The following is a 21,320-nucleotide window of genomic DNA, read 5'->3' on the forward strand; positions in this document are numbered from 1 at the left end:
ACACCTTTGTTGTCACTACTTCGGTAATAGGTTGAAAAGGTGAACGTTTAACGTTCGCCTTTTTTGTTATCGAGAGTTATTATCAACAAGGTCAGAAAAATATAATAATGAAAGGATTAAAGATGGATGCTCTCGACTTATTGATTAACCGTCGTTCTATTGCCAAATTGTCAGCACCAGCTCCGGAAGGAACCGTGTTGGAGAACATTATTAAGGCTGGATTACGAGCGCCAGACCATGCAGCGTTAACCCCATGGCATTTTGTTATTGCGCAAGGTGAAGGGCTTAATAAACTCTCATCTATATTAGAGCAAGCAGCTATTAATTCTGGAAGTGATGCTGCTGTTGTTGAAAAAGCGAAAAAAGCCCCTTTCAGAGCGCCAATGGTGATTACGGTTATTGCTAAAATCACCGAGCATGAGAAAGTACCCGCAGTCGAACAGGTGATTTCCGCAGGGTGTGCTGTTCAAGCAATGCAAATGGCAGCAGTCGCACAAGGGTTCCAAGGTTTCTGGCGTTCAGGTAAGTGGATGTTTGATGCAACGGTTAAGCAATCATTGGGTGTGAGCGACGAAGATGAGATCGTGGGCTTTTTGTACCTTGGTACACCGGGTTGTACGCCAATGAAGGTACCTGAACGAGATCTCTCCAAGTTTGTTGAATATCTCTAAAGTCACCGAGTTCCCTTCACTTATTAAATGGAATTGTTTATTAAGCCCAGTTTTTTATTAGTGAAGCCGATAATATACAAAAAGCGCGAGCCTTTTAAGAAGAGCCTCGCGCTTTTGTGTTTTTATTGAGCGTACCACTTGATGGTTAAATGGTTATGTTACGTTTTGCTAGAGCTAGAGCGATTTAGACTTCGCATAGTCGATGACAAAATTGATAAACAGCCGCACTTTTTCTGGTTGGTGCTCTTTGTGATTGTAGAGCATATAAATATCTCTAGGGTTGGCACTCCAATCTTCTAGCACTCTCACTAAGCTCCCACTTTCGATGTACTCTTTTAACATCACATCGGGCATTAGGGTTATACCCAGTCCATCGGAGCACGCACTGCGAACAATACTAAGATCACTGCCATGAAAGCGCCCTTTTTCATTATTCACAACCGTCTCACCTGAGACGTTTGATAGCTGCCAGCGAGTAAGAGGCTGTCCTTTTAGAAGAGCATGGTCACTTAAGTCTTCTGCATGTTTTAGGGAGGGCACTGAAGCAAGGTACTCAGGACTTGCCACCAAAATGTCTTTTACTTCGCTGATCTTTCGCGCGATTAAGCTTGAGTCTCGTTGCGGGCCAACGCGGAAGATGACATCCCACTCGGTCGGGTCGAGTTGATCGGCAAGGTTACTGGTCGCAAGTTCAATATTAATATCAGGAAACTGTTTCATGAACGTATTTAGCATTGGCATCATCATACGTTTCGTGAGGTTTGAAGGTGCGGAGATACGAATCTTTCCAGCTGCGCCTCGGCACTCATCAGTCAGCTCTTCCGCCCGTGAAGTCAAACGTTGCAGCATGGGAGCACATTCTTGAAAAAATCGTTCACCTGCTTCTGTTAAGGAAAGTTTACGCGCGTGGCGATTCAGCAATCGAAGATTAAGAGATTCTTCTAAAGCTTGTATGCGTCTAGTAATTGTTGCAACTGGAACAAGAGTTTTACGGGAAGTTGCCGTGTAGCTCCCATTCTCCACAACAAGTCTAAAGAGATTTAGGTCGTCTAATTTCATTATTCTCGGCACAGAAATGTACAGGTATGGATAATTTATACGCTTATCAAGCACTAAAGTTTGAGGCGCGTCAACAAGTGATGAAAAATGTGATATTGGTACATATAGTATGCAACGGCGTTTTAAAGTGGAAGATTTGTATAAACTCGCTTTCAGGGCTACTTTTTATAGAGTGATGTGTAGCTAACAAAAATAACAATAGCAATTAGAGACGTTAGTATATTTGGAGATAAGAGGCGAAAGCTTATGTACAAAAGTCATAATACGGCAACGGTGCATTCGGCGTATCCAGCAACAAATAGGAAACTAATTTTACTTGTCGATGACGACCCTATTTTTCGTCGTATCACAAGTGGGTATCTGGAAAGCCAGGGGTATGACATCGTAGAGGCCGAAAACGGACTCGAAGGGCTACAAAAGCTTCGAGTGGATGAACCTGATTTAATTATCTGTGATCTTGCGATGCCAATTTTAAATGGTATTGAATTCGCAGAAGAGGTGAGCTTAGAGTATCCGTCGTTACCGTTAATTGTTGTCTCAGCGACCGATGATATGTCGGACGTAGCGAAAGCACTTAAATTTGGTATTAAAGATTTCTTACCAAAGCCAATGACCAATTTTGAGCATTTGGGCAGTGCAATTGAAAGTACGATGGAAGACAGTTCTGATCACATGTCTGATATGCGTGATTTTTCCACTCAATGGTTTCAAGTTGATGGTGGCGGAGACATGCCAGAAGATCAGGAACTGCACTGGCATTTAGAATATTTACAAGACAATCCAAGCGCTGCAAGAGATCTGCTTCATGCCTTGCTGCCGGAGAAGGATACTTCGCAAGGGATATGGAAATGTAATTATCGATTACTTCAATCGACCGACATGATGCCGTTAGTCTTTGACTATGCTTGGCTAATGAATGGACAATTTGTTTTCTATTTAGTGGATGCTTCATCAAGTGATGAGCATGGCGCTGCAACCACTTTACTTGTTCGTGCCTTATTTCACGACTATTTACGAAATCTGAAGTGCTTTAATGCGGATCTGAAAGATCTCAGTACGATTATTGAAAAAGGTATAGAGTGTTCAGAATGTGCGAGACCGGTAGATGCACTGTTTGGTGTTGCTGATCTTTCAGAAGGCAAAGTCACATTATTGCCTGCTGGTTTGGAAGGGCAGTGGGCGAACGGTTATCTTTCACAGCATATTTCAGGTGGAGTGAAGTTGGGTGAAAACTGTAATAAGAACTTTATGACCTCTGATCTTTCGATTAATGGTGCATGCCAAATCTCGTTAAGTAAATTGGGGAGCAGTAGCTTTACACTCGATATCTATCATGGGGCTAATGCTTGAGTTGAGTAGATGTAACTTAGGTGCTTAATTTTCATCCAAGGCTCTTACAAGTTCAACCGTTTCATTTTATGTTTACTAAAATACCAATAAGCTTCCTTCCGGTTTGTTGGTATTTTTTCTTTTGACGATACGCTATAGTTTCACGCAATAGATTTTACTCGTGATTATGTTGGAGTATCCCATCAATATTCGACGTTTTTTCCTCAATATTGTTGGTGGTTTGAGCTTAGTGCTAGGCGTCATTGGTATCGTGGTTCCGCTACTTCCGACCACACCATTTATCATATTAGCCAGTGCCTGTTTTATGCGCAGCAGCCCTCGTTTTCATCGTTGGTTACATCAGCACCCCACGCTTGGGCCAATGTTGGACAACTGGCACCAGCATAGGGGGGTGACACGGAAAGTGAAACAACGCGGCGCATTCATGATTGTGCTGAGTTTTTCGTTCTCAATTTGGGTTATCCCACACCTTTGGTTAAATGCCGCTCTGTTGATATTCATGTTTGTCCTGTTAGCGTGGTTTATCCGTTTACCTGTGATAGAGTCGCTTGATGGCACAAAAGAAAGCCACTAAAATTAAATAAGCCTACTCATTGAGTGGGCGTTTGTTTTTTCTACAGCAACTGGTTACGCCATTTGTTGCATTGTAATCCATGCTGGTTAGCCCTAGAGATGAAATATTCAGGGCAAGTTGGCCAATTCTAAGTAAGTTAAATTATGACTACCGAAACGATTTCATTAATCAAATCTAGTATCAAAAGCATTCCTGACTACCCAAAGAAAGGCATTCTATTCCGTGACGTTACCAGCCTAATGGAAGACGCACAGGCTTACCGTGCAACGATTCAGCTGCTTGTAGAGAAATACAAAGATATGGGTTTCACCAAAATTGTGGGTACTGAAGCTCGTGGGTTCTTGTTTGGCGCCCCTTTAGCATTAGAGTTAGGTGTTGCATTTATTCCAGTTCGTAAGCCAGGAAAACTGCCTCGCGCGACCATTGCTCAATCTTATGAGCTTGAGTACGGTACCGATACGCTTGAGATCCACACCGATGCGATTGTTGAAGGCGATAAAGTGCTAATGGTTGATGATTTACTTGCTACGGGCGGAACGATTGAAGCGACAACACTTTTGATTCGTCGTTTAGGTGGTTCAGTTGAGCACGCTGCGTTTGTGATTAACTTACCAGAAATTGGCGGCGATAAGCGTTTAGCTGACTTGAACCTAGATGTTTACAGCATTTGTGAATTCGACGGTCACTAATCTGGTTGTTTTGCCCAGTTGATGAATAGAACTGAGCGAGTTATTTGGAAGAGTTAATGAGTTATCTTGCTTTAGCACGAAAATGGCGTCCGACGAAGTTTAATGAAGTTGTTGGCCAGTCCCATGTATTAACGGCATTAGAAAATGCGTTAGCACAAAATCGTTTACACCATGCTTACTTGTTAAGTGGTACTCGTGGTGTGGGTAAAACCACGATTGGTCGCTTGTTTGCCAAGGGGCTGAACTGTGAAACGGGTATTACCGCAACGCCTTGTGGTGAGTGTGATACATGTCGTGAGATTGATGAAGGGCGTTTTGTCGACCTACTTGAAATTGATGCAGCCTCGCGTACTAAGGTTGAAGATACTCGTGATCTTCTCGATAACGTTCAGTATAAACCTGCTCGTGGGCGCTTTAAGATTTATCTTATCGATGAAGTTCACATGCTCTCACGCCATAGCTTTAATGCTCTGCTTAAAACGCTGGAAGAGCCACCTGAGTATGTGAAGTTTATTCTCGCCACAACGGATCCACAAAAACTGCCTGTGACCATTTTATCGCGTTGTTTGCAGTTTCATTTAAAGCCAATCAGTGTTGATACGATACACGGGCAGCTTGATCATATCTTAGCTCAAGAAAGCATCTCTTCAGAAGCAAGAGCTTTAGGTATGATTTCACACGCAGCTGATGGCAGTATGCGTGATGCGCTAAGTTTGACTGATCAGGCGATCGCGTTGGGCAATGGTGACGTTTCCTCTTCTCTCGTGGCTCATATGCTGGGTACACTAGACACGGATCACGCTATTCACCTGTTAGAATCTATCAGCCAAAAGCAACCTAAAGTGGCGATGGCATGTATAGAGCAGCTTGCTGAAAATGGGGTTGAGTGGGATGGTCTGTTAGAGCAATTAGCGACCCAACTGCATCGATTAGCGATGTATCAAGCACTGCCAGCAACATTAGACAAAGAGCAACCTGACGCTGAAAAGATTGAATGGCTAGCTCAAACATTATCACCACAAGATATTCAGCTCTATTACCAAATAGTACTCAAAGGCCGTAGCGATTTACCTCAAGCTCCAAGTGCGCGTATGGGTTTAGAGATGATTGTATTACGAATGTTAGCGTTTCGCCCTGCATCGGTATCAGGCTCGAACCGTATTTCAACCGATGTGAATACAAGTGCTGAGCCTACAACGTTGCCTAATGTTGGTAACGCAAAATCACCCTCGTCAGTACCATCAAATAATAGACCTGCAGAGGTAAGGCAAGCTGCGCCTCAACCTATTGCTACACCACACCCTACAGCGCCACAACAATCTGTAACGGCACCACAGACTCAACAGGCACCACAGTCGCCTCAAGGACTTCAATCAGCAAGCCCTCGAGGAAACCAAGTTGTCGAAAATGATTCGTATGCCCAATATGAACAGATCTCTCGTGAAGAGCCCTCTGCTGAAGAAGCGCCTTACGGTTATCAAGATCAGGCACCACAAGGGCATTCAGATGCTTCTCGCTCTCAATTAGGCGCTCAGCAACAAGTGAGTTCAGTCAATCCGGTACCCGACTCACAGCCGAAAGTAACAGCACCGTTGAGTGGTTTACGCCATCAATTGCGTTCACAGCGTCAAGGATTAAAATCGACGCGTGATAGTTCTGCTCAGCAGGCGCCTAAATTAGCGCAGCAGCCTCAATCGGCACAACAGCAAGAACCTTCTCACCAGCAGCAAGGTGCAGACTCACGCCCAAAAAAGCCTAGCGCGACATCAGCAAAATCAGAATCTGTTCTTGACCGTGTAGCGAAAAAACACTCAGGAACAGCGCCGGTGTCGCTAAGTTCACATGCCTCATTGATTGAAAATGGTACACAACCGCAAGAAAGCGGTGACGAGCCTTATCAGTGGAAGGCAACCAAGCCGGTAGTTAAAAAGCAGAGCAGTGGATTAAAACCGTCCGAAATCAAAGCAGCGTTAGAGCATATTAAAACGCCAGAAATGACGGAGCGGCTATTAACTGAGTCTATCGAGCAGGATGAATGGGCGGCCTTGATTGAAAAGTTGGAAACCGCAAAGCTTGTTGAGCAGTTGGCTCTTAATTCTGCATACTCACAGCAGGGTGAGACGGTGAATTTAACGTTACGCAGTTCTCAAGCGCACCTCAATACAGATAGAGCTTGTCAGGAGTTGCAGCTCGCACTAGAGCGCGCGTTAGAAAACCCATGTCAATTAGTGGTCAATATTGGTGAAAGTGGAGAGACGCCACTAGAGTTACGTGAGAAGCTCTACCAAGCAAAATTGCAGCAAGCATTCGATAGTTTAGAAGCGGATAAGAATATTCAGTTCATAGAGAATCGATTTGCAGCGAATTTAGATAGAGACAGTGTTAGACCGATCTAAACCGAATTTAAATGACGAGAAAAGTAAGAGCGAACAGCCCTTATTCTTGTCATATTTTTTAGAATCCGAGGGGTTGATTTTAAACATCATTAACCCCATAAATAACGAAACACCCAATAACCAGAGAGACGCAAATGTTTGGTAAAGGCGGTATGGGCAATATGATGAAGCAAGCCCAGCAAATGCAAGAGCGCATGCAAAAGCTTCAAGAAGAAATCGCAAATATGGAAGTCACCGGTGAAGCTGGTGCTGGCCTTGTTAAAGTGACTATTACTGGTAGCCACAGCACTCGTCGTGTTGAGATTGACGAGAGCCTAATGGAAGACGACAAAGAGATGCTTGAAGATCTTATCGCAGCCGCATTTAACGATGCAGCTCGTCGTGTGGAAGAGACTCAAAAAGAAAAAATGGCAAGCGTAACTGGCGGTATGCAATTACCACCAGGTATGAAAATGCCATTTTAAAGCGTGAGCTTATTTCAATTAGCTTTTTGAAAACAAAGTAAGCGAATTATAGATGCGTACCAGTCATATGCTGGAGCATTTGATGGAGGCCTTACGTTGTCTACCTGGGGTTGGCCCCAAGTCGGCTCAGCGTATGGCCTTTCATTTGTTACAGCGCGATAGAAAAGGCGGTTTACAGCTTGCCGAAGCACTTAGCCAAGCGATGACAGAAATTGGTCACTGCACAGAGTGTCGAACCTTTACAGAAGAAGAGGTTTGTCATATTTGCAGTAACCCTAAGCGTCAGTCTAATGGGCAGCTTTGTGTCGTTGAAAGCCCTGCTGATATAGCAGCGGTGGAAGCCACTGGACAGTTTTCTGGTCGATACTTTGTATTGATGGGGCACTTGTCGCCGCTTGATGGTATTGGGCCAAGTGATATTGGCTTAGATATGCTTGATTTTCGTCTTCGCCAAGGGGATGTTACCGAAGTTATTTTGGCAACAAACCCGACGGTAGAAGGGGAAGCAACGGCGCAATACATTGCTGATTTGTGTCGTGAGCATGATGTGGCAGCAAGCCGTATCGCTCACGGTGTGCCCGTTGGTGGGGAGTTAGAGTTAGTTGATGGCACAACATTATCCCACTCTTTACTGGGACGACATAAACTGTAGGCGCCAAGCTAGATTAATTAACTTAATCAAAAGTTGAATTAAAAAAACCGCTATTATTCATAGCGGTTTTTTATTATTTGACTCTGTTCAATGATTCGCTGTTTAACAACTCACAGCGAGGCCGCTATTCAATGTGCCCTGTTGCGGAAAATGTCTCTAGCTTATCGAGGTATGGTGTGAGATCACCGATGTTCTCTTTAACCCATTCTGTATTGTAGTAAGTGTCTAGGTAACGTTCGCCACTGTCACAAAGAAGTGTCACGATAGATCCTGTTTCGCCACGTTTTTTCATTTCACTCGCAAGTTGTAGTACGCCATATAGGTTCGTACCTGTGGACGCGCCCGCTTTACGACCTAAGACCTTTTCTAACCAATGCGCAGTGGCAACACTTGCGGCATCTGGGATGGTGCGCATTTCATCAACGACCCCAGGGATGAAGCTTGGTTCTACTCTTGGGCGACCAATACCTTCAATCTTACTGCCACAATCTCCCGTTAGGTTTACATCGCCTGTTTTATAGAAGTCGTGGAATACGGAATTTTCAGGGTCAACGACTAATAGCTTCGTGTTGTGTTGTTGGTAGCGGATAAAGCGGCCAATAGTTGCAGAAGTCCCGCCTGTACCGGGGCTCATAACGATCCAGTCTGGAACGGGGTGGTCTTCTAGCTCCATCTGACTAAAGATAGAGTTCGCAATATTGTTGTTACCACGCCAATCAGTTGCGCGTTCTGCGTACGTAAACTGATCCATATAGTGACCATCAAGCTCTTCTGCTAGACGATAAGACTCAGCATAAATTTGGTCAGAGCGATCAACAAGGTGAGCTTTACCACCATACAATTCAATTTGCTCGATCTTCTTAGTCGCGGTTGTTTTTGGCATCACGGCAATAAATGGCAAGCCTAGTAGACGAGCGAAGTACGCTTCTGAAACGGCAGTACTGCCAGAAGACGATTCGATAATCGTTGTTGTAGGGCCAACTTTACCGTTACAAAGAGCGTATAAGAACAGAGAGCGAGCTAGACGGTGCTTTAAAGAGCCCGTTGGGTGTGTACTTTCGTCTTTAAGATAAACGTCGATGCCTTCGATACTTGGCAGTTCAAGTTTAATTAAATGGGTATCAGCCGAGCGTTGAAAGTCCGCTTCAATTTTACGAATCGCGTTGTTAATCCAGTTATGGTCAGTACACATAAGGTCACTCCTTAAATTTATTATGCTGATAATTTAACTATAAATTAGGAGAAAAACTTTGCTAATTTATCTGTATATAACGACAATAAGAGAATTATTTTCTCTTATTTGGAATCTAAGAAGAATGAAAGTTGATGATATTGACAAGCGCTTATTGAGGCAGCTTCAACTTGACGGGACGATCTCTCTCAATGACTTGGCAGAGTCTGTGAATCTGACCTCTACACCTTGTTGGAAGCGACTCAAAAAACTGGAAGAAGCAGGAGTTATCGAAAAGCGCGTCGCGCTACTTAATCCAGAAAGCTTAGGTTTATCATTTACAGCATTTGTCATGGTGAAAACGAGCGATCACTCTCATGAGTGGTACAGTCATTTTGTAGAAACCGCGAGCGAATTCCCTGAGGTCATGGAGTTTTATCGTATGGCAGGCGAATATGACTATATGTTGAAAGTACTGGTCAAGGATATGAAGTGTTTTGATGAGTTTTATAAGAAGCTAGTCAACAGTGTTGATGGTATTTCAAATGTTACTTCAACGTTTGCGATGGAGCCTTTAAAATATACAACGGCTCTGCCAATTTAAAATATTTATCGTCGTTGGCTAAAAAGCCCTAACGAAAGAAGTCGATAGGGCTGAAAGTGGTGTAGGGTGAGCCGATCTCTACTTAGTAAAGCGCATCACTCCTTCTTGCATTGCACTCGCCACTAAGTCGCCTTGGCTGTTGTAAATCTCTCCGCGAACCAAACCACGTGTATTACTCGCGGTTGGGCTATCGATAACATAGAGAAGCCACTCATCCATTTTAAATGGACGGTGGAACCAGATAGAGTGGTCAATTGTCGCGACTTGGAAGTTTGGTGTCATCAATGAGACTTCATGTGGATGCAGAGCCGTAACGAGAAAGCCCCAATCAGACGCATACCCTAATAGGTATTGATGAATAAGTTGGCTGTCTGGCATGTCACCATTGGCTCGCATCCACAGGTATTGTTTTGGTTCTTCCTTTTGCGGGTTTAATGGGTTAACCACTTTAACTGGGCGCATTTCAATCGCTTTATCGCCACAGAATATTTTCTTTAGCTTTTCTGGCAGCATGTGAGCAACGCTGGCTGCTAACTCAGACTCGGAGCGAAAGTTCTCGGGCCCCGGGACATCTGGCATTGTATTTTGGTGTTCAAATCCCGGTGCATCGCCATGGTAAGAGGCGGTCAGGTAAAAAATTGGTCGTCCGTTTTGAATCGCTTTGACACGTCTTGTGCTAAAGCTCTTACCATCGCGTAGATTTTCGACATCATAAATAATCGGCTTTTCAGGATCGCCGGGGTAGAGGAAATAGCTGTGAAAAGAGTGCACGGTTCTATCAGCTTCAACGGTATATCGAGATGCAGAAAGTGCTTGGCCAATCACCTGACCACCATAAACTTGGGGTAGCCCTAGGTTTTCACTCTGACCGCGAAAAAGTCCTTCTTCTAGTTTTTCCAATTTAAGCAGGCTAAGTAGCTCTTTTAAGGCGTTACTCATCTCTTTTGACCTTATACATTTTCTATACTAAACATTTAGCATAGGTTGACGGTTTTTTAACTAAGTCAAAATACTGTCAGCTTATTGAAGATATGGATGACAGGTTATCAAACTGGTCATACAATTGCTTTGATTTTACTATTTTAAGAGAGACGTTATGAAAAAGGCACTATTACTTATCATGTCGGTTGTTTTTGGCGCAATTTTAGTAGGTTGCCAGTCTTCAGATCAACAAGCAGGCATGAGTCATGTGGATTCGATTACTGGAACAGTAGCCTATCGCGAACGTATTGCATTGCCTGAGAATGCACTTGTTACCGTGACACTACAAGATATCTCTTTAGCTGATGCTCCATCAGTTGTGATTGCAAAACATCGCTTTGAGAGCAACGGTGCTCAAGTACCGTTTAATTTTGACCTTGCTTATGACACCAATAAAATTAAAGAGAACCATCGTTATAGTGTAAGTGCAAAAATTGAAGTTGATGGAAAGTTACGCTTTATTACTGATACTAACTACTCAGTGATTACCGACCAAAACGAAACTAAGAACGTTGATATGCGTTTAATTAGCGTAGGTAATAAGTAAAACTATTATCGCTATCTTAGCACTTTTAGTGGCTGCCTCTTATCATTTAAGGTTGCCACTGATAGAGCTTTAATCTGATTTTTCCCTTCCCACTGACTTCAATCCCTTCCACTAATAACCTCTCTTTTTGCCGTTGTAATGATTCTCCTTGAAGAGATATTTGGCCTTGGCTGTTAACTACTCTATGCCAAGGAAGCTGAGTGTCTCTCGGTAAATTCGACAAGACTCTTCCCACTTGCCTCGCGTAGCCGGGGTAACCTGCTAACTTTGCGACAACACCATAACTTGTTACTTTTCCTTGTGGAATTTGGTGAATTACTGCAAAGATTTGTACTGAGAATTGGTCCATACTGAGGTTATCCTAGAGTTAAATACCACGGATTGGTATAAGGAGAGAGCATGATATTTTCTACATTTCAGTTCTTGATTACAACATTATTGGCCGCAGTTTGTGCCCGTGCCCTTAGTATAAGTGATGGTGAAGTGCCGTTGATCGCTTTGGTTATACCCGCACTTTGGATTCTCCCTCAAGGTGGTGTCGCTGGTTTAACCTTGCTCGGAGCAATGACGGCTTATGGGATGACATTATCGAGTCAGCCATTCTCGCTTTCCGTCAGTCTTTGGATGTTAGTCCCACTACTGATGGTCATTTTTTCAAGACGAAGCAGCATAACCGTTATTCTCACCACCTCACTGATCGTTATTGCGTTGCAAGTGGGTATCATGCTCACTCAGTCTTCAGGGAAGCTAGATGGCAGTGCGATGCTTACTCTCGTTCAAATCATATCAATTATTGTTGTCTGGTGGTCAGCAAATCACTGGCGACGTTCTGATAAACACAGTTGGTGGCCGTTGTTGTTTATTCTTCCTTTGTGGATCGCAGGATCACCATTTGCTGTTCTAATCTCTCTTTGCATTACAGGCATGATTGCTTCAATTGAAACACTACATCGACTCAATAACTTTAAGTGGACTAAGCTTCTTTGTTGGTCGCTACCTAGCGTTGGCTTTGCTGCCTTGATGATATCCCCGGTGGTTGAAGTACCAAAACCTGTCTTTGTTGTTTGGATATGTTTACTTGCGACGGCGTGGATGACGGACTACATGCTGCGTAGCTTTGAAGAATCGGAACAGTTGTAGGTCGACTAAAAAGCACAATCTATTAGATCGAGTGCATATTTTATGTTTGTTCGCATTGCATATATATAGAAAATCTATATGTTTCAGTTATGCGTACGGATTATGGCAGAGAGATGAAAAAGCAATTTCGAACTCGGACTGTTCTAATGTTCATAATTATACTGAGTTCAGTTAGTGGTTCTGTCACTGCATTTGAGAATCGTCCCCACTTTACAGTGTCTACAGAAGCTGATGACATCATTACAAGAGTATTGTTTGATGCCATTGGTGAAAACTTTGGCTTGAAGTTTGATTACGTACAACAGCCAAATTTTGAGGCTATCTTGAATTCGATTGAAAACGGGAATAGTGATTTTGCTGCTAACATAACTTATACAGAGGAGCGCTCTAGGCGTTTCGATTTCTCGCAACCCACCAATATTGAATATACCTATCTGTATAGCTACCAAAATCTGGATCTAGCGAAGGTTAAACGACTCGGTGTTCCAGAGGGAACAGTCTACTCTGATTTGATTTCTATAAATTATCCAGAAATAGAGATCATTTTATATAACGGGCACGATCATGCCGTTCAGCTACTGGAATCTCGTCAAGTCGAAGGGGTTATAGATGCAATCAATCAACTAAAGCCACTGCTCTTGAAAGGCTTTGGTGCACAGTTGTTAAATGATTATCTCTCGATACAACCTGTCTCGATTATCACCCCTACGGGCAAGAATAGTGTTTTGCTTGCTCGCTTCGTATCATTTATTCACTCTGCTGAATTTCAAAAACAATTAAGAGAGTCCATCGAAAAATACCAACTCGAAATAAGGACTCAAGCCTTAAGACAATCGATTATTGAAAGTGATCTTAACTTAACGCGAACATTGAAAATCAAATTACAAAATGTCAGCCCTTATGCATTTTATACAACTCAGAATCATGTTCACGGGATTGGTGTAGAACTCGTTAAACGCAGCTGTGAAATACTGATGTTTAATTGTGAGATAGTCAGTACCCAAGAGGAAAGTTGGGAAAGTATGTATGACGACCTTCTCAATAAAAAAATTGATATATTGGCGCCACTCGCTATTTCTGAAAGACGAAAAGCATTGATGAATTTTTCTGATGTGCACTATCAGTCTGACGCGATTTTACTTAAAAGAGAGGGCTATAAAGAGAACGTCTATCGTAACGTCTCAGAATTGGTTGTCGAAAGGATTGGGGTTATCAAAAAAGGGTTTATACACGAATTATTTAGTCAGCTCTTACCGAATAAGGAGTTTACCTTTTATAACAGCCGGGAAGAGAAGCTAAACGGTCTACTTAAAGGGGAAGTTGACTATATCGTGATGAATGAGACGAACTTCAATCGCGAGTTACGTAAGAGCAAGCATTTATTACCAATAGAAAAAGACGCATTAATAGGGGACTTTTACACCGCCAATATCGCATTCGCTTTTCCAAAAAATGAGTTGGGTGAGAAGCTAGTCCCGTTTTTTAACCAAGCGATTCAAATGATCGATATAAAGAAAATTCAAGCCAAATATGACCTTCAGCCAGATTGGCGTTCAATTCTGTTAGCGGAAAAAAGGTTTGCTCAAAGGGCTCAATGGCTATTTACACTTGTTATCGCTTTTATGGTGATAGTGAGTATGTATTTACACGTTCAATCAACCACCGATAATTTAACGCGATTAAAGAACCGTAGAGCATTGCATCGACGCTATCGGGCTGGTGTTGGGGCTAATCTGACGCTTATCTATTTGGATATTAATGACTTTAAAATAATTAATGATACTTATGGGCATGAGGTTGGAGATGATGTCTTACGCCAAGTTTCTCATCAAATTCGCAAAGTTTGGCGTGGTAGCTGTTACCGAATCGGCGGGGATGAATTTATATTGGTTGGGGTTATTCAAGAAAAACACCTAACCGCAACGATTAACCAACTAACGAAAGTAAATTACCATAACTTACAACAGAGCTTGAACCTTGATGTTTATCTCGCTATCGGTGTCTCTTCTCCAAGAAAACGCTTTATGTCGTTGGAAAGCGCGATGGACGATGCCGATAAGAAAATGTATCGCAATAAGCACAGTAACGTCTGCCAAGGCGAGTTTATGTTTGGGCATCAATAGGCAACTTAAGAAAAGCAGGTATGTGTTGAGTAATCCAGAGTAAGAAAAAGAGTCACTTCTACACAAACTGGTTAAAGCCTAAACACTTGGTTCTGATGTAAAGCAAATAACGCACATACGACTTGCAATGCCATCGGCTATGGCTGATAATCCATCTCGCTCTTAGGTAATACTAAGAAAAAGAATCTATGGAGGCCTTGGTCCTCCCGCAACACTAACTTGTGAACTCGGTCAGGCCTGGAAGGGAGCAGCCGCAGCAGGCGACGTGTGTGCCGGGATGTGGCTGGGGTCTCCGCCCCTTAAAAAAGCCGCTCTTTATGAGCGGCTTTTTGCTATCTAAAATTCAAAAATATCCCCTTTCTTCAAGGTGTTTCGTACTCGACATTGCGCACGCCTTTTTGTAATTGAGAATAAGCCGTTTATCGAATCGGAGAAACAAACTCATTAGGCTTGAGTGCGACTAAAGAGCAGCTAACGTGTTGTAGAATATTTTCGGCAGTATTGCCAATCACAACACCAGGAATCCCGGTTCGTGCAATGGTTCCCATGACCAACACATCAATCCCCAGATCGAGAACGCAGCTTGGGATCTCGGTGTCTGCAACTCCATGAAGGTGATGTACGATATTTTCACCTCCAATAGAAGACTCTGCAATTAACGCGTTTAATTTTGCAAGATGATCTAAACGTGCCTGTTCAATGTTTTGATTGAGTTCGTCGTCTGACATTTTTATCCATGATTGGTTGTCCAAGTAATGTTGCAGTTGGTACACCCAGCAAGTGACGATGTGTAGCCGACTATCACTGCTATCGGCAATCGATCTGGCGACGTCCAATAGTTTTAAAGAGAGCTTCTTTTGCTCCAATGTTGAAATGTCTGGATCGATCGCAACAGCGACTCTTCGCTTCGTCATCGGTTTGGTGTTTGGACGGCTTAACCAAACAGGGGAAGGGCACTGGCGCAGGAGCATCATATCGATAGCTTTAAAGCCTTTACTGCTCTCTTCGATTGGTTCCGCTTCCTTTATTACAAGGTCAATCTCCTGATTTTGTACATGACGAATAATACGAACAACGGGTTTGTCGCCGCTATCGAGCGTTATTGGAAAGTTATTTGGGTTTTTATCAAGGTTGTTTTTTGAAATTACGTCACAGATACGAGTACGTAGACCATCACATAATGATTGTTCGTAAGTATCGGCGTAATCTGACATGTTTTCAGGAAGAGAAGGACAAACGATCAGTGCCTGTAAATCAGCGTTATTGTGCGTAGAAAGTTTGATGGACTGACCGAGAGAGTCACTACTACAGTTTAGTCCCTGATCTACAAAAAGAATATTGCTAAATTGTGTCATACCTACCTCCTTTATGAGTATTCCTAGATACGAGAGCAGTGCCATGATTCAAGCGGGTCGTAGGCTATTTAGTTTCTATTCCAATACTGACTCCAACACTTACATCAATATCACTACTTAGCTTGCTTTGTTACCTCTAACATTAGTGTATTTTCATTAACGGTGTTTATTTTTACTGCTGATTACAGGTTAATAGAAGTGCTGAAAATTTAACCTGACCTTAATCAAAATATCACTGAGGTCTCGAGTGCATGGCTCAAAACTCACCAAAACTATCGGTCTGTCATTTTGAATGTTTCGATTGAATCTAAGAATCAGTTATTTTTATGAAGAGCAGTATGGGAGGATGATTGTTAATAACGATTCAATGGAACAAATAATTTGATGTTGGTCTTAACGTAAGTTGATAGTAGAAGTAAGGCCAACAAAAAGAAACAACCAGAACTAAGGCTGGGCTTAACTCTGGTTGATATTATCGATTGAACTCACTAAGCGAAAAGTTACCGCTAAATGATGTGCTTAGTTTAGTTATCGATTATTTTACGGTTTTTCATCATACGATGCGCTTCGCGCTTAAGGCACTCTAGCAGCGGATGATCACCGACATCAGCACGCCAAATGAACGAGATGGCACGGTCCATTTTCAACTCTGGCACATTAAGAGCAGATAACTCTCCACGTTCGATGTTTGGAGCGACATCGAGATAAGGCAGGCATGAAAGGTATTGACCGTTGGCAACCAGTGAACGAATAACGGGAACATAAGAGTGCTCTCGCCATACGTCTAAGTCAGGGATTAAAGGTACCATCGCACTTTCAAAGATCTCACGCGTACCTGCGCCGCCTTCTCGTAAAACCCACTGAGCTTGCTCAAGCTGAGAAAGGCTGACCCGTTTGTGTTTTGTGTAAGGGTGATGGGAAGAGCTTACAACCACAAGGTGATCACGGCACCATTCTTCTTGATGGGTGCGATTATCATCACAGCGGCCTTCAATAATACCAATATCATACTGATAATTGAGGACACCTTGAATAACTCGGTTGGTACTGCGAACTTCTACTTCCGTTCTTATCTCTGGGAAGTCACTATCAAGTTTACTGATGAGTTCTGGTACTAAGTGTTCAGCCGGCGTTTGGCTAGCCCCTATGTTTATGCTGCCACTAAATAGGTGTTGGTCATAAAAACCAATCTCTATTTGTTCTGCATCTTGTAATAGGCGCTTAGCTTTTGGACGCAACCAATTGCCCCAGTGGCTTAATCGCATATCTTTGCCTTGGCGCACAAATAAGTCGCGACCTAATAACTTTTCTAACTGACTTAGAGACATACTGGCAGCAGACTGGGTTACAGAAAGTCTTTCTGCTGCTTGGCTGACACTACCTAGCTCAGCGACAGCATCAAATACTGCTAATTGTTTCAACGAATATCGCACTCATACTCCTTTCACCTACATTATGTAGGGTGCACACAACGAAGTGTGCAGTAATTAATCAGTTGGTGAATCAAATTTATATATTAACAGCCTTCATTGTATCAATTTTTCTTTAGTTGGTAACCTAAGGATTTGTTACATATTAATCCTCCAAATCTCAACCGTTTAGATCTTCAATTCAGTATTTTTGATATTAATTTTTCTTGCTAGTTAGATTGCGTAGCGTTGACTTATGTATCAATTAATTTGATACTGATAATGATTAAAATAAATTTTACTAATTCAAATAAGCTGAGTAACATTCTCCTCAGCAGCTCACCAGAGACTGTTAATTCAATAATTATTAACGAGTTATAAACGGTGTTGGTTTAATTTAGGAGAATGTTATGAGTGCTTTGCTTACTGTAAGAGACATTGTAAATACACAGGCTGTTAGCTTGAATGTCGATATGAATCTATCAACGGCAATCGATTTGCTGTCGAGAAACACCATTAATGGTGCACCTGTTTGTGATGCAAAGGGCGACTTAGTGGGTTTCTTATCAGCTCATGATGTGATGGTTGAAATGTGGTGCCAAGACTACATTCCAGAAAACAGCGTAAAGGTTGGTGATTTGATGAAAACCGATCTCGTGACTATGGATATCGAAGATCGTCTTACAGATGTAATGGAATACCTAGCACTTGATAAAGATCAGCTCTACCCAACAAGTGCGATGGGCTATGCCACTCAACTGACAACACTGTCTGTTGAAGAGCGTGCAAAAACAATCAAAGTGAGCAAGCCTCAGATTTTACCCGTATTAAACAAAGGTAAGTATGTGGGCGTGGTTTCTAGACAAGAAGTTTTGAAAGGCCTTCGCACATTATTCAACGACGCTGTTAGCCCGGTGGTTGAAGATATCGCCCCTGCGAATGTGGCGTAATTATTAATTGAATTCACAGTGAACCTTAGCGTAAGAAAAGGAATGCAGTGCACTGGAGGCACATAGGGTTCACGTGAGTTGTTTGTATCGTTTTATTTTTGGAGTTCTAATGGAACATATTTCCGTTCTATCTGCTGTAAACCATTACTTCCTTGCGCTAGTCGCATTGACGATTATGGTACTGGTTTCGCGTACCATTGTTGCTGGCACTAAATACTCATCATTGTTAGTGATCGTTGTGTTTGGCCTTGGATTGGGTGCGTTACTGGTTAAAAGTGGTATGGCTGCACCGGGTCTAGGTGAGTTTCCAGTTGTTGTTCTAATGAGTCAGACAACCGTTATCGCATTAATCGCCTCATTTTTTGTTGGTGGGCAAGAGATAAAGCGTCTACTTTCGAAACAAAAGTTCGACGATGAAGGCTATTTTATTGCGTCAGCTAAAGAAGTGATTGTTGGTACCTCAAGCACTCAATTAACGTTCATTGTTCGTGCGTTCTTACTGCTAATTGGTATTCAAACGGCTGATGTGCTTATCTCTGGACGTGGTGACACTTTCCCATTGGGTGAGTCGTTCTTGCTGCTGTCGTACATCTCTTTAGCTATCGCATTCATATTTATCGATAACAAAGCAACGATCACTAATAAGCAGCAGTATCTGCGTAAAGGTCTTGTTGAGATGGTCGCGCTTATTGTTGTGCTTAATGCCTCTCTATGGATTTCAAACATCGTTGCTCAGTTCATCGGTCTTCCGCAGATTTTCTTCGCGATGATTCTTTCTTCTGGTCTTGGCATGTTGATGCCAAAGTGGAAGTTAGGTCCAACAATGAATGCTTTACTGTTTGCTGGTATCCCTCTGGTTCTTGCAGGTAGCTTCTTAGTCGGTGGTTCTCACATGATTGAAGCGTTTGCTATTCCAGGTCTAAGCAATGTCATTATCTACGGCTTCTCTGGTCAAATCTTTTGGATGTTCGGTGGTCTAGCGCTACTTATCTTTGTCGGTAAAGCAAACCACTTACGTAACTTAGCGCCAGGTATGGCTGGTGGTCTTTCTCACTCAGGTTTGACGGGCGCATGTACAGCGGGTGACTTTGGTAAAACGGCGTCATCTCGTGCACCAATCATGATTAATATTCCATTTGCAGGCCACATCTTTGTATTTACGATTCTAGCGGCAAGTGCTGAAAAAGATGCACTCATGGTGGAATGGACAATCCCTCTCATTATTGCGGGCGCAGCATTTGTTGCTTTATCACTGAAAAACCTGCGTAACGCGAACGGTTGTGAAGCAACAGAAGTCAAAGGCTTAATGCAGTTCTCTATGGGCTGGCAGATCATGGCGGTATTCGGTAGCTTTACTGTCTTAAGCTTAGCGGGTATGTCTCTAGAGCATGCGTCAATGTCAGCTGCCTCTGGCCTTTCACACTTCGGTCTGTTCGCAGCGGTTCAAGAAGGTATGTTTGGCGCAACAGCAGCGAGTCTTATTACCTTTACATTCGCAATGACATTCCTAGTACACCCACTTGTATTCGGTATGTTTGGTAAAGCGGCTGAGAATGGCGGTGTGATGGCGAATAAAGCGGTATTGATTCTATCGAGCCTAGGCTTTATCGGTGTGGCTTATTCGGCACTGACGATATAAGAACAGCACATTGAGGTAACAATATTGCTTAACTGTAGAGCGTATTGATTATCTACCGTGTTCTGAAATAGCAAAAGAGCGACTCAATCGAGTCGCTCTTTTTGTTTCCATTTAAGGAGGAAGACAATTGCTAAGAAAGTGGATGCTCTATGCACTAATCGTTAAATTATTAACCCAAGTACGTTGTAAATAACGGTGGAAACAGAGTGCGAATTTCACCACCTCTTCTACTAGCATGAGTGCAAATACATAAGCAAAGGGCAGGTTAAAGACAAACGCTCCAATGGTAGTCAGCGGAATCCCCACCATCCACATCGAAACAAAGTCCATTCTTAGGCAGAACTTATTCTCACCACCGGCTCTTAAAATACCGTTAATGATGACCATATTTAGCATACGGAGCCAGATGATCATCGCAAACAACCCAAGAGCAGGAGAAGCGAGTGCATAAAGTGCAGGGTCGTCTAAATTCAACCAATGAATCACATGTTCTTTACCTAAGACGATTGCCAAGCTGACGGACACGCCAAGCGCAAGCACGAACTTAATAAAAAAAAGTGTCATCGCGATTGCTTGTTCAAAGTCATCACGCCCAAGGCTTTGACCAAGCAAGACAGAACAAGCCGTCGATATGCCAAAAAAAGCGGAGTAACAAAGTAGCTCAAATGGCCCGATCATACTGAATACCGCAAGCTCAGTCGTACCCATGTGACCAAAGATCATTTGGTAACTTAATGTGCCCATTGCCCACAAAACGGCGTTGTACATGGTCGGAACAGCCAGCGCTTTAAATGATCGCATTAGCCTCTCACCACACTCTAGGGCGGTGGCGGAAAATAGCCAGTGACGACGTCGATATAAGATGACCGCAAACAGTACAACTTGCAGCGCTCTAGAAATACTGGTCGCTAACGCCGCACCTGCGACGCCCATTGCAGGAATACCAAAGCTGTCTGTGATCATCACACCATTAATCAGCACATAGTTCAGTGCGATATTAAGAGCGATAGTAATCGCGGCCAATAATAAAGGGAGCATGGCATCGCCGCTCGATCTTAGGCTCGATTCAATTACGATGATGACATGAGTGAGCAATAAAACAGGCAGCGCGTACCAAAGGTATTGCGATCCAAGTTCAATCACTTTGGTATCTGTCGTTTGAAGCAGCATGATCGAGCTTGAGAATAGCGTGATCAAGATGGTTGCTGGCAATATTAGCTTAGCGCCATATTTGAGTGCCATGACAGTCACGGTTTTCGCCGACGACTTATCGCTTCGCCCCCAATACTGTGCAACTAGAATACCATTTGCAGAGCCAACACCCGCTGCGATCATGATAGCAACGAACAGCCATTTTGAGGCGATTCCCACAGACGCCGTTGCTTCCATACCAAGATCACTGACCATTAATACATCAGCAAGTGACAGTACTGCCACAAGTGCACTTTGTATTGCTACAGGGAACGCAAGCTTTGCCATAGTAGATAGCATGTTGCTTGGTAACGAAGTAGAGTGGTTTAGGTTAGTCGTAGTATGGTTCATAATT

The 21,320-nt window shown here is 42.9% G+C and carries 20 protein-coding genes and 1 other RNA gene; 14 read left to right on the forward strand and 7 right to left on the reverse strand.

The window, feature by feature from the left end; all coding sequences use genetic code 11:
• The first annotated feature begins 122 nt into the window (after positions 1 to 122).
• The gene (locus KP803_RS05365; RefSeq protein WP_248007815.1) at positions 123 to 671 is read left to right on the forward strand and encodes an NAD(P)H nitroreductase; all 549 of its coding nucleotides are present in this window, start codon (positions 123 to 125) and stop codon (positions 669 to 671) included.
• A gap of 174 nt (positions 672 to 845) precedes the next feature.
• Here KP803_RS05365 and KP803_RS05370 read toward each other — a convergent pair whose 3' ends face one another.
• The gene (locus tag KP803_RS05370) at positions 846 to 1,730 is read right to left on the reverse strand and encodes a LysR family transcriptional regulator (protein ID WP_248007816.1); all 885 of its coding nucleotides are present in this window, start codon (positions 1,728 to 1,730) and stop codon (positions 846 to 848) included.
• Between the two features lie 246 nt (positions 1,731 to 1,976).
• Between KP803_RS05370 and KP803_RS05375 the strand changes: the two genes are divergently transcribed.
• The 6 genes from KP803_RS05375 (at position 1,977) to recR (ending at position 7,855) form a co-directional block, all read left to right on the forward strand.
• Positions 1,977 to 3,080: a response regulator gene (locus KP803_RS05375; protein ID WP_248007817.1), complete on the forward strand. Its 1,104-nt coding sequence runs from the start codon at positions 1,977 to 1,979 to the stop codon at positions 3,078 to 3,080.
• A 166-nt stretch (positions 3,081 to 3,246) separates the two neighbouring features.
• The gene (locus KP803_RS05380; protein ID WP_248008104.1) at positions 3,247 to 3,654 is read left to right on the forward strand and encodes a YbaN family protein; all 408 of its coding nucleotides are present in this window, start codon (positions 3,247 to 3,249) and stop codon (positions 3,652 to 3,654) included.
• Between the two features lie 143 nt (positions 3,655 to 3,797).
• On the forward strand, positions 3,798 to 4,343 hold the full coding sequence (gene apt, locus KP803_RS05385; RefSeq protein ID WP_248007818.1) for an adenine phosphoribosyltransferase: 546 nt from the start codon (positions 3,798 to 3,800) through the stop codon (positions 4,341 to 4,343).
• A gap of 56 nt (positions 4,344 to 4,399) precedes the next feature.
• A complete protein-coding gene (dnaX, locus tag KP803_RS05390; RefSeq protein ID WP_248007819.1) occupies positions 4,400 to 6,739 on the forward strand; it encodes a DNA polymerase III subunit gamma/tau in 2,340 nt (779 codons plus the stop codon).
• 134 nt (positions 6,740 to 6,873) lie between these two features.
• The gene (locus KP803_RS05395) at positions 6,874 to 7,203 is read left to right on the forward strand and encodes a YbaB/EbfC family nucleoid-associated protein (RefSeq protein ID WP_248007820.1); all 330 of its coding nucleotides are present in this window, start codon (positions 6,874 to 6,876) and stop codon (positions 7,201 to 7,203) included.
• A 52-nt stretch (positions 7,204 to 7,255) separates the two neighbouring features.
• A complete protein-coding gene (gene recR, locus KP803_RS05400; protein ID WP_248007821.1) occupies positions 7,256 to 7,855 on the forward strand; it encodes a recombination mediator RecR in 600 nt (199 codons plus the stop codon).
• 124 nt (positions 7,856 to 7,979) lie between these two features.
• On the opposite strand, the gene KP803_RS05405 is transcribed toward recR, so the two are convergent.
• Positions 7,980 to 9,047 (reverse strand): PLP-dependent cysteine synthase family protein, encoded by a 1,068-nt coding sequence (locus tag KP803_RS05405; protein WP_248007822.1) that lies wholly within the window; start codon positions 9,045 to 9,047, stop codon positions 7,980 to 7,982.
• Positions 9,048 to 9,171: 124 nt separating this feature from the next.
• Here KP803_RS05405 and KP803_RS05410 point away from each other — a divergent pair, with 124 nt between their 5' ends.
• On the forward strand, positions 9,172 to 9,630 hold the full coding sequence (locus KP803_RS05410; RefSeq protein ID WP_248007823.1) for an Lrp/AsnC family transcriptional regulator: 459 nt from the start codon (positions 9,172 to 9,174) through the stop codon (positions 9,628 to 9,630).
• Between the two features lie 78 nt (positions 9,631 to 9,708).
• Here the strand turns inward: KP803_RS05410 and tesB are convergent, their stop codons facing one another.
• A complete protein-coding gene (gene tesB / locus KP803_RS05415) occupies positions 9,709 to 10,569 on the reverse strand; it encodes an acyl-CoA thioesterase II (RefSeq protein WP_248007824.1) in 861 nt (286 codons plus the stop codon).
• Positions 10,570 to 10,726: 157 nt separating this feature from the next.
• Between tesB and KP803_RS05420 the strand changes: the two genes are divergently transcribed.
• A complete protein-coding gene (locus tag KP803_RS05420) occupies positions 10,727 to 11,158 on the forward strand; it encodes a YbaY family lipoprotein (RefSeq protein ID WP_248007825.1) in 432 nt (143 codons plus the stop codon).
• A 46-nt stretch (positions 11,159 to 11,204) separates the two neighbouring features.
• On the opposite strand, the gene KP803_RS05425 is transcribed toward KP803_RS05420, so the two are convergent.
• Positions 11,205 to 11,507 carry an MGMT family protein gene (locus tag KP803_RS05425; protein ID WP_248007826.1) on the reverse strand — a complete coding sequence of 101 codons (303 nt, stop codon included), beginning with the start codon at positions 11,505 to 11,507 and terminating at the stop codon, positions 11,205 to 11,207.
• Positions 11,508 to 11,557: 50 nt separating this feature from the next.
• Between KP803_RS05425 and KP803_RS05430 the strand changes: the two genes are divergently transcribed.
• The 3 genes from KP803_RS05430 (at position 11,558) to ffs (ending at position 14,713) form a co-directional block, all read left to right on the forward strand.
• The gene (locus tag KP803_RS05430) at positions 11,558 to 12,298 is read left to right on the forward strand and encodes a VP0952 family biofilm-associated protein (RefSeq protein WP_248007827.1); all 741 of its coding nucleotides are present in this window, start codon (positions 11,558 to 11,560) and stop codon (positions 12,296 to 12,298) included.
• 146 nt (positions 12,299 to 12,444) lie between these two features.
• On the forward strand, positions 12,445 to 14,421 hold the full coding sequence (locus KP803_RS05435; RefSeq protein ID WP_248007828.1) for a GGDEF domain-containing protein: 1,977 nt from the start codon (positions 12,445 to 12,447) through the stop codon (positions 14,419 to 14,421).
• 195 nt (positions 14,422 to 14,616) lie between these two features.
• Positions 14,617 to 14,713, forward strand: an RNA gene (gene ffs / locus KP803_RS05440) — signal recognition particle sRNA small type.
• Between the two features lie 127 nt (positions 14,714 to 14,840).
• Here ffs and KP803_RS05445 read toward each other — a convergent pair.
• The gene (locus KP803_RS05445; protein ID WP_248007829.1) at positions 14,841 to 15,776 is read right to left on the reverse strand and encodes a universal stress protein; all 936 of its coding nucleotides are present in this window, start codon (positions 15,774 to 15,776) and stop codon (positions 14,841 to 14,843) included.
• Between the two features lie 524 nt (positions 15,777 to 16,300).
• Positions 16,301 to 17,209, reverse strand: coding sequence for a LysR substrate-binding domain-containing protein (locus tag KP803_RS05450; protein ID WP_248007830.1), 909 nt, complete (start codon positions 17,207 to 17,209; stop codon positions 16,301 to 16,303).
• Positions 17,210 to 17,595: 386 nt separating this feature from the next.
• Here KP803_RS05450 and KP803_RS05455 point away from each other — a divergent pair, with 386 nt between their 5' ends.
• Both KP803_RS05455 and KP803_RS05460 read left to right on the forward strand, forming a co-directional pair.
• On the forward strand, positions 17,596 to 18,135 hold the full coding sequence (locus KP803_RS05455) for a CBS domain-containing protein (RefSeq protein ID WP_248007831.1): 540 nt from the start codon (positions 17,596 to 17,598) through the stop codon (positions 18,133 to 18,135).
• A gap of 109 nt (positions 18,136 to 18,244) precedes the next feature.
• Positions 18,245 to 19,774 (forward strand): hypothetical protein, encoded by a 1,530-nt coding sequence (locus KP803_RS05460; protein ID WP_248007832.1) that lies wholly within the window; start codon positions 18,245 to 18,247, stop codon positions 19,772 to 19,774.
• Positions 19,775 to 19,921: 147 nt separating this feature from the next.
• On the opposite strand, the gene KP803_RS05465 is transcribed toward KP803_RS05460, so the two are convergent.
• Entirely contained in the window at positions 19,922 to 21,316 is a 1,395-nt protein-coding gene (locus tag KP803_RS05465) for an MATE family efflux transporter (RefSeq protein ID WP_248007833.1), read from the reverse strand.
• Between the last annotated feature and the right edge of the window lie 4 nt (positions 21,317 to 21,320).

This window comes from Vibrio amylolyticus, from assembly GCF_023145695.1.
In the GTDB taxonomy this organism is placed as follows: Bacteria; Pseudomonadota; Gammaproteobacteria; order Enterobacterales; family Vibrionaceae; genus Vibrio; species Vibrio amylolyticus.